Consider the following 8,265-nt stretch of genomic DNA (forward strand, 5'->3'; position numbering starts at 1 on the left):
CATCGAGAAGGTTTCTGTGACAATCGCCAGCTTGGTTTGCGCTGACCACTGTTCTGAACTCGTATTACTATCTGGCACAACGGCTCCTGATTGTCGAAGTTGTTTTCGCCAATAATACAGCGTTGCCTCACTGATGCCTTCTTCTTTTGCTATCTCAGCGACAGAGCGAGACAACGGTGGTAACAACTTTCTCAAGATAGCTTCTTTTCTTTCTTGTGAATAACGAGACATATTTCCTCTGTTTCCGCCCCTCTAAATTGATTGATTTTTGACAGTGACAACTATCCTGACACAGGGGGGATAGGGGATTAGACTCTGTTCAGTAACTAAGTTGATTTAACTCACTTCTGCCCCAAAACCATTTAGAAAAAATTTTAATCAGGTGGAAGCCAAAATATAGCAATAAGATTTCGTTATTCGAAATATAACCACCACAGAAACCCCGATTGTGATTGGGATAAGGTTCCTCTCGATTTCCCCATGAATTTCATTTCCTTTATCCTCATAAAATGCTCTCCGTTTAGTAAATAAGAAACACTACAAATTATCAACTCAATCAAGTACCACAGACAGAGCTTGCGGTCCCTCTAATACCAGCAAGAAGTACACCCTTAAAAGATATCAGCGGTCGCATATTCAAAGATGGTTCGCATCAAAAATGAAATATTAAATTGCACAGTTGTGCATATAATTTCACTTTTGTCTGATTTTTATGCGTGCTATCTTTTTTGTGTGACCATAGTTGCATATGTCACTTCAATTAAATATTTCATATCAAATAAGGAATTAATTATGAAATTCACACCAAAAATGATTGTTACCGCTAAAAACTCTCTAAACAGCTCATGTTCTCTTCGTGTGGCATCTTGCTCTCTACGACAAGCATAAGTATTCATGTTACATGAGCCCAATAAATGCATTGCACTAATGGGACTCACCTGAGTGTTTAGAAGCACACCACCGATTTTGGTGGTGTGTTCCGTTCAAGGTCAAGAATGTTAGGCAGCCATTATGCGTAAAATAAAGGGATACCCATATCTCTCATCTAATATAGTGTTAAAACCCGTAGAACATGAATCATATAAGGTTATTTTTCATAACTCATCTGGTGTCAATGGTGACATCGAGATTAACGAGTCAACGAAATCTGTTCTGGATCTATGTGATGGATTCTTGTCAATTCGACAACTCGTCAATAATTTACATCAAGTGTTCAATTTAAGCAGTATTGAAGAAATCCAAATGGGAGTAGAGCACATAATTCAAGATTTGTGCGAGGCGAACATATTAAGTATTTCAAGCTTCCCTATACCTTCAGAAGAACTGATTTTGAAAGCACCAGGCTCACTCAACGCAGCCTACATTGAACTCACCAATAAGTGTAATCTGCAATGTATTCACTGTTACAACGAATCTGGAGCTATGAGATCAGGTGAGCTTTCAACAGAAGAAATGCTCTCAGCGATTCATGAACTGGGGGAGATAGGTGTCACTGACGTCATTCTCACTGGCGGTGAACCATTTGAGAGAAAAGACATCTTTCGACTTATAAAAGCTCTTGATCATAACCATATTCGCTTTTCCATTTTCAGCAATGGGCTACTTATTACTCCTGAGATTGCTCATCAGCTTAAAAAATACAACGTTCAGTTTGTTGCCATCAGTGTGGATGGTGTAAACGCAAAATCACATGAGCGAATTAGAGGAAAGAATACGTTTAAGCGTACCATTAAAGGCATTCAAACACTGAAAAACGCCGGGGTGAGCGTCCGTATCAACCACACTTTAACCACAGAGAACATTGAAGAAGTCTCTGATTTCATTCAAATGATGGATGAGCTAGATATCTCGGATGTGTTCTACGATCGATTTGATTACTTTGGTCGTGGCAAAGAAGGAAAGGCACTGGTTCTTCCTATCGAGGATGGCAAACGCGTGAAAGAGATGCTGAGTGCACATACCAAGCCCCTTATTCAGCACAATGCACCCTCAGCAAGTCTCGACTATACCGAGCAGCAAAACCTTTGCGGTGTCGGCATAGAGCAGTGCTACATCAAGTCAAATGGCGATCTGAGCTACTGCCCAGTGCTCTCTGGTGATGAATTTAAAGTCGGCAATATCAAGCAAACACCAATTGCTGAACTTTGGAACTCAGAACTGTGGTCACCACTGCGAAGCGCTACGATCGACTCGATGGAGGAGTGCGCGTCATGTGGGAATAGAGCAATCTGCCTTGGTGGCTGTAAAGCGAAAGCTTATAACCATACAGGCAGTTTTACTGCGCCCGATCCTTGGGCCTGTTCACAGCTCATTGACATAAAACTTATGAGCTAAAAGAAAATGGAGGAAAAATCATGGAAGTAGGTTACATCACCGCGATGTTCTTGTTCGCCATCTCAACAACCATAACGCCTGGGCCGAACAATATTATCATTGCAACCTCTGGAGTGAACTTCGGCATTTTACGAAGTTTCCCTCTTTTACTCGGCATATGCGTTGGCTTCTCGACCATGGTATTTCTCATCAGCTTGGGGTTTGGAGAAGTATTACTGCGCTACTCAGAGCTATACCTTGCGATCAAGATAGTTGGGGTATTCTATTTGGTGTACCTCGCTTGGCAAATTGTTCGCTCTAAGCACTGTGGTCTAGACGCAGTCTCAACCAAGCCACTTTCATTTTGGCACGGGTTTTTCTTTCAATGGGTTAACGCAAAAGCATGGATTGTTGCCACTAGTGCGATCGCGGCCTTTACAACATTAGATAGCCTATTTATCTCAAGTAGCATAACACTCTCGCTGGTATTTTTAGTCACAGCACTCCCTTGTGTTGGGGTTTGGTTGCTGTTTGGCACCGCCATTCACCGTTTCTTAAACAAGGAAGTACACCTTTCTCTATTTAACTATCTGATGGCAATTCTACTGCTGTGCTCTGTTACCCCCACACTAATTGAAATTCTAACTGCACAGGGCCAGTCATGGCTGTAGATAATCTCTTTCCGGGGGGGCACTAAGCCCGCCATCATGTAGTGTAGTGGAATAGCAAGTTTGGTCATGAGAAAGAAGGTTACCCATAGAAATAGTAATTCATGGCCAACTAATTAGCAAAGCCACTGACTTTGTTATGTCCAGTTGTGAGTTACGATACCAGCAGATATGTAAGATCGAGTATGAGTATATTTGTTAAATTACAGATAGACGTGATATTTTTTGTATTGGTAAATAGTTCTACTAATCAGAATTTCGTTTCAGGCATGACTCAAAATATAAATCCGCGATCATTGAATGATGATCGCGGATTGTTTTATTACCTCCCATACCCCCCAACATTATCCTTCCATTCTTCAACCGCAGCCCTTAACCACCGCAACGGCATCAGTGTAACCGGGTCTGGAAATCCGCGAGTTTGTCGCCATTTGTAGATGGTGGCCTTGCTAGATACTTGGAACATTTCCAGCACTTCATTATGGCTGATCAGCTGCGTTGATGATTGGTCATTCAAGCTTGATAAAGATTGAGATGATTGCTCTGGTTCTTTCTCAGATTTAAACTGTGACGGCGTAACGTAACTGTATGATTTAACGCTATAAGAGACGTCTACAGTAGGGTAGTCAGTATAATTGTGCATTTTTTGCTCCTTATTTACGCCGTTACTGATAGACATTGAGGAAGTGCAAATAAATCTGAATCCATTTCAAGCCAGTTTGGTTGTGGAAGGGTGATATTGATAGCTTTGTTATGCTGAGTGACTCTTGTTAATACAATTGATCCCATGGTCGTTACCTATTATTTCTGTTAATCGCTGTTTACCAGCGTCGTTGTACCCAAATGTCTCAATTTGTTTACGGCTATTCGCGGCTTGGTTTAACCGCCATTCGCCATATTGATTGGTTTTTAGCTTGTGCTTGTTGGTCACTCTTCCAACTTTTTGAGCGCTGCAGCCCAGTTCTTTGGAAATGTCAGTGGCACTGAAGTGAGGGGTAGTGGTAATCGGAATGTTCCAGCCGTTGGCGACAAGAGCATTAATGGCTTTGTTGCTAAGTCGACAATGTGTGAGCAGTACAATTGCAGTACCTAACGCACAATCTTCGCAATAGCATTCCTAGGTAGTGAATGCCACAGCATCGTATTTTTGGCAGTTTGTGCATGTTGACATGATCTAGGCTGTCCTTGCTGATACCCATAGGTCAGCCTAGTGCATATTGATTTAGATGAGCAGGGACTTAGGTGATGATATTGAAGGTGATACATTGAGACCTATTGTTGTGGTACCACAAGCGGTGTTTTTCAAGGTAGTTGTCACTAGTTGGTCGATTATTAAGCTGCTTCTCTTTCGGGATTTAAGTGTACTGCCCCGATAGGCTGGCAGTTCCTAATATTCTTTGACCAACGTTCTGGTTTCTTGCTTCGATGTGCTGATAACACCTTCTCTCGACGGCTCAGTATTTCTGTATCTTTTCCACTGTGTCGTTCTGACGGCGTAATGTAATTTAGGCGGCTATGCTTATGTTCGGTGTTATACCAATGAACAAAATTACCGACCCAAGCTCGACTTAACTCAAGGCTTTTAAATCCATTTTTCGGCCAGCTCGGTACGAGAAATTAAAATTAACAAGACACCCATATTTTTGTACTATTTTTCCCTTTGGTCTAGGCTTTCTTTAACATGGATAAAGCAGGAAGTATGGGATATGCCAAGGGCGAGAAAAACACAAGTTAGCTTAACCGACACACCTTATTACCACTGTGTATCGCGTTGTGTTAGGCGATCCTTCCTATGCGGTAAAGATCCGCTTACTGGTAAATGTTACGAACACCGGCGTGGTTGGGTTGAGAAACGGTTGCTGTTTTTAGCGAAGGTTTTTGCGGTTGATATTTGCGCGTATGCCGTGATGAGCAACCATACCCATGTTGTATTGCATATTGATAGCGACCAAGCTAAGAGCTGGTCACAGGAAGAAGTTATCACCCGCTGGCATAAGGTATGTAAAGGCAATTACCTTTCAAATACCTGGATGGATGAAAACCAACGAAGCCAGATGGATAGAGCGCATTTGATGGCAGTCGAGCGTATTGCTGAAGATTGGCGTGAACGGTTGTATGACATCAGCTGGTTTATGCGGTTGCTTAACGAACCGATTGCACGACAGGCCAATAAGGAAGACGGTTGTACAGGACGTTTTTGGGAAGGGCGGTTTAAGTCCCAAGCCTTGCTTGATGAAGCCGCACTGGCTGCATGTATGGTGTATGTCGATCTTAATCCGGTTCGTGCAGGTATAGCGAAGACACCGGAAGTATCTGAACATACCAGTATTAAGAAACGTGCCTATGCCGCGAAGTTCAGTTATCAACCTAGAACATTGTTTCCCTTTGTCGGAAATCCCCGCGCCAATATGCCCAAGGGCTTGCCGTTTGTTTTCACCGACTATTTGTTGCTTATCGATGAAACGGGGCGCGTTATTCGTGAAGGCAAGAAAGGGCACATATCAGAAAATGCACTCAATATTGTTTCTCGTATTGGCCTGAGTGAGGCAAACTGGTTGGAATTAACCCGTTATTTAGAGCAAAACTTCTCAGGTGCGATAGGTAAAGAACATCTATTGCGAGAGTATCATCATCATATCGGCCAGCAACGGGTTCATGGTATAAGTGTCAGTAGGCGATTGTTAAACGCCGCCTGATAAGTCGCTCAGTAAATTCTCATTAACTGGCTAACTTGCTAGGCTTTTCTATGCGTGAAATTGACAGAGACCCCCAAATTTTAGTTCATGACTAAAAATAGCAATTTAACACTGGGTGTCAGGTTTAATTGACCTTGAAACGATTCCGGCCAGAGAGTGGATGCGATGGCTTGATACCATCAGCGCGGAAAAGCCCAAAACGGTCAACTCGATTTTTACTACGCTTCGCGCTTGCCTGAACTTCTGCAAAAATAAATTCATCATCGAGCACACAGACATCGAGCGGATCAAGAAGCAGAATGTAGGCTCAAGGCCAGAAACCAGCAGTCGTGTACCTATAAGCGTATCCGTTGTCGTTGTGGCTGACAACATCGCCAATACCAAAGAATTACGGAAAAAACTCCGCCATGAAGTGCTGGTTCACCACGGATTACGCGCAGTTGTCGGTGATACTGAGTATGGGCGTATTCTGAAAACGGTTTACTCCGGTTTAGGGTCGAAGTACCTCAAGGGTTTAATCAGTGATGTTGAGCAAAGCTATGATAAATCAGACCTGAATGGGTTTGTTGAGGAAGTCATCGCTCATGCTGAAGAGGCAGAACGCGGTAAGGTCAATCTCATGTCGTTACTAAATCTACAGAGAAGCAGCTGAAAGCACTTCGCAACCGTCACAATGCTATCTATGCCATGGATGTCACGTAAAAAGATAGATTAAGAACCTTGAACGAGAGATGAAGCGGGTGATTGATGGGTTTAATAAGGCCTACAAACTAAAATACAGGTGAATATAATGACCACCTCAGTGGTCATTATGTGGTTACTTTTCGGGAAGAAGAATGCCTCTCAAAGAGCTATCTGTCATAGACCAGTTACCTTTGGAATCATAATAAAACCGATTTACGTCACCTAAAGTGTCATATGACTCAATAACAACACCTTTATTATCAAATATAGCTGTAACTTCTGAACCTTTAACATCCTCACCATTTCTAATGTAGATAACCTTATTAAAATCAAGAGCTTTACTGTCAGTTTTAATTATTTGTTTGGCCGCCTTTATATTATTTAATGATGATAGGTAGATATTGATTTCTTCTTTATTATAAATTATTCTACCATCATTTAATTTTAATATTAATCCGTTCTCATTAGATAAAATTTGATCTCCTGAAGATAAAAATGTTAGTGAACCATCTGGTTTATATAACATGTCGATATTCAATTCATTGTTAATAGATAGAGCACCATGGCAAAACGTTGGTACTAAAATCAAAAATGATAAAAATGATCGTCTATTCATTTAAATATACCTCTCTTTCTTTTATAGCTTTAAAATCGCAAGCTTGAACACAAATACCACAACAAATACATATATTTGTTATTCTAAATTTATGAATAGTACCACCACTACCAGACCCGACAGTTTCTCCTTTAATGCCTTCACGTCAAAGAGGGTATACCGGTTGACATTCACCGCATCCAGTACAGGTTTCTGTTTCTATATAATAGCAAGACATAGTACCACTTAATGATAGTGGTTATCATAACGATTATCACTTCGTTATGGTTTTATATGCAATAAAAACATGATGTTAATGCTATTTGTGTGATAATCATCAAAGTAATCAGCAGTTTTTCAGTAAGACCCATTGCTACCACGCTTGCCTGAAATCTGCATGTTTATCACAGCTGATGGTGAGTTTTGGGCTGTCGGCTATGGTGGTGATATTAGAATTAGCAGAGGCAGAATTTTTGGTCCCTGCTTTTGTTCAATAACGATAAATAGTAACTGTTTATCTGGTTTGATCGGTTTCCATGAAAAACGACTGAAAGTACGGTGATCGCTTACGGTTGTAAAATGACTGATAAAATCTGTGTGATAAGAGTACCGTATTTTTTGTGGTATTGTTCGTATTTAATGGGGGCTCGATCATTTTTCAAGTACAGTTGATCAGGGTGTACTGTGTCTAAATAGCAAGATAACCACAAGTAAAATAACTAAAATATTTGTATCCTATTCAAATAAATAGCCTTAATAATTCAATTGCTTAGCATGATTGATGGCAGAAAATTCTATTTATATGGTATTTAAGTGCAAGTGGTTCATGACAAAATGGCATTCAAATCGCCAGCACTGCGCAGTGATAAATTGCGCAAGGCGGCAAAAGGACAGCAGTGCGTAGTTCAGATCATGGGTGTGTGCAACTTTAACCCTGAAACGGTGGTGTTGGCACATTTGCCGAGTAATACCCACGGTATGGCGTATAAGAGTGATGACATATGGGCCGTCCTGATTACCACCGAGCCTCAGCCAATTTGAGTAAGCGCTCAGGCATCGGTGCTGTTTGAATACTTGAGTGAATCAGGTTATCTATCATTTCTTCCAAATCAAATCTGCGATTGAACTTAAAGCAGAATTCAGCGAGATATCTCGGTAAATGCTTGTTGTTTATCGCATGGTAAGTTCCGTGCATTGAGTTTTTCACATTACTTATCATCGTGTTAACCCACTTGAAGTACGGTAATTCAACACAATCAGCACCACCGCCAGTGATAATGGCCAGATGGAACTCGTTTGCATCTTCAAT

9 protein-coding genes are annotated in these 8,265 nt (G+C 41.2%); 5 read left to right on the forward strand and 4 right to left on the reverse strand.

The window, feature by feature from the left end:
* On the reverse strand, positions 1-231 hold a 231-nt coding region (locus L4D12_RS00470; protein WP_428445859.1), incomplete at its 3' end, for a transposase.
* Positions 232-1,011: 780 nt separating this feature from the next.
* Between L4D12_RS00470 and L4D12_RS00475 the strand changes: the two genes are divergently transcribed.
* Together L4D12_RS00475 and L4D12_RS00480 are read left to right on the forward strand one after the other, a co-directional pair.
* Complete coding sequence (locus tag L4D12_RS00475; RefSeq protein ID WP_428445860.1) at positions 1,012-2,334, forward strand: radical SAM protein; 1,323 nt, start codon at positions 1,012-1,014, stop codon at positions 2,332-2,334.
* Between the two features lie 20 nt (positions 2,335-2,354).
* Positions 2,355-2,984 (forward strand): LysE family translocator, encoded by a 630-nt coding sequence (locus L4D12_RS00480; protein ID WP_428445861.1) that lies wholly within the window; start codon positions 2,355-2,357, stop codon positions 2,982-2,984.
* Positions 2,985-3,303: 319 nt separating this feature from the next.
* On the opposite strand, the gene L4D12_RS00485 is transcribed toward L4D12_RS00480, so the two are convergent.
* Positions 3,304-3,624 (reverse strand): helix-turn-helix transcriptional regulator, encoded by a 321-nt coding sequence (locus L4D12_RS00485; RefSeq protein ID WP_428445862.1) that lies wholly within the window; start codon positions 3,622-3,624, stop codon positions 3,304-3,306.
* A 1,063-nt stretch (positions 3,625-4,687) separates the two neighbouring features.
* On the opposite strand from L4D12_RS00485, the gene L4D12_RS00495 reads away from it, so the two are divergent.
* Together L4D12_RS00495 and L4D12_RS00500 are read left to right on the forward strand one after the other, a co-directional pair.
* Positions 4,688-5,677 (forward strand): alpha-amylase family glycosyl hydrolase, encoded by a 990-nt coding sequence (locus tag L4D12_RS00495; protein ID WP_428445863.1) that lies wholly within the window; start codon positions 4,688-4,690, stop codon positions 5,675-5,677.
* Positions 5,678-5,792: 115 nt separating this feature from the next.
* Positions 5,793-6,329, forward strand: a complete 537-nt coding sequence (locus L4D12_RS00500; protein WP_428445864.1) for a hypothetical protein — start codon at positions 5,793-5,795, stop codon at positions 6,327-6,329.
* A gap of 165 nt (positions 6,330-6,494) precedes the next feature.
* On the opposite strand, the gene L4D12_RS00505 is transcribed toward L4D12_RS00500, so the two are convergent.
* The gene (locus tag L4D12_RS00505; RefSeq protein ID WP_428445865.1) at positions 6,495-6,977 is read right to left on the reverse strand and encodes a hypothetical protein; all 483 of its coding nucleotides are present in this window, start codon (positions 6,975-6,977) and stop codon (positions 6,495-6,497) included.
* An 813-nt stretch (positions 6,978-7,790) separates the two neighbouring features.
* Here L4D12_RS00505 and L4D12_RS00510 point away from each other — a divergent pair.
* Positions 7,791-7,997, forward strand: a complete 207-nt coding sequence (locus L4D12_RS00510; RefSeq protein ID WP_428445866.1) for a nuclease domain-containing protein — start codon at positions 7,791-7,793, stop codon at positions 7,995-7,997.
* On the opposite strand, the gene L4D12_RS00515 is transcribed toward L4D12_RS00510, so the two are convergent.
* The coding region (locus L4D12_RS00515) for a transposase (RefSeq protein WP_428445867.1) at positions 7,972-8,265 on the reverse strand (294 nt) is incomplete at its 5' end. The two genes, L4D12_RS00510 and L4D12_RS00515, sit on opposite strands and share 26 nt — an antisense overlap.

Origin of the sequence: Photobacterium nomapromontoriensis (assembly GCF_050336815.1) — a bacterium.
In the GTDB taxonomy this organism is placed as follows: domain Bacteria; phylum Pseudomonadota; class Gammaproteobacteria; order Enterobacterales; family Vibrionaceae; genus Photobacterium; species Photobacterium nomapromontoriensis.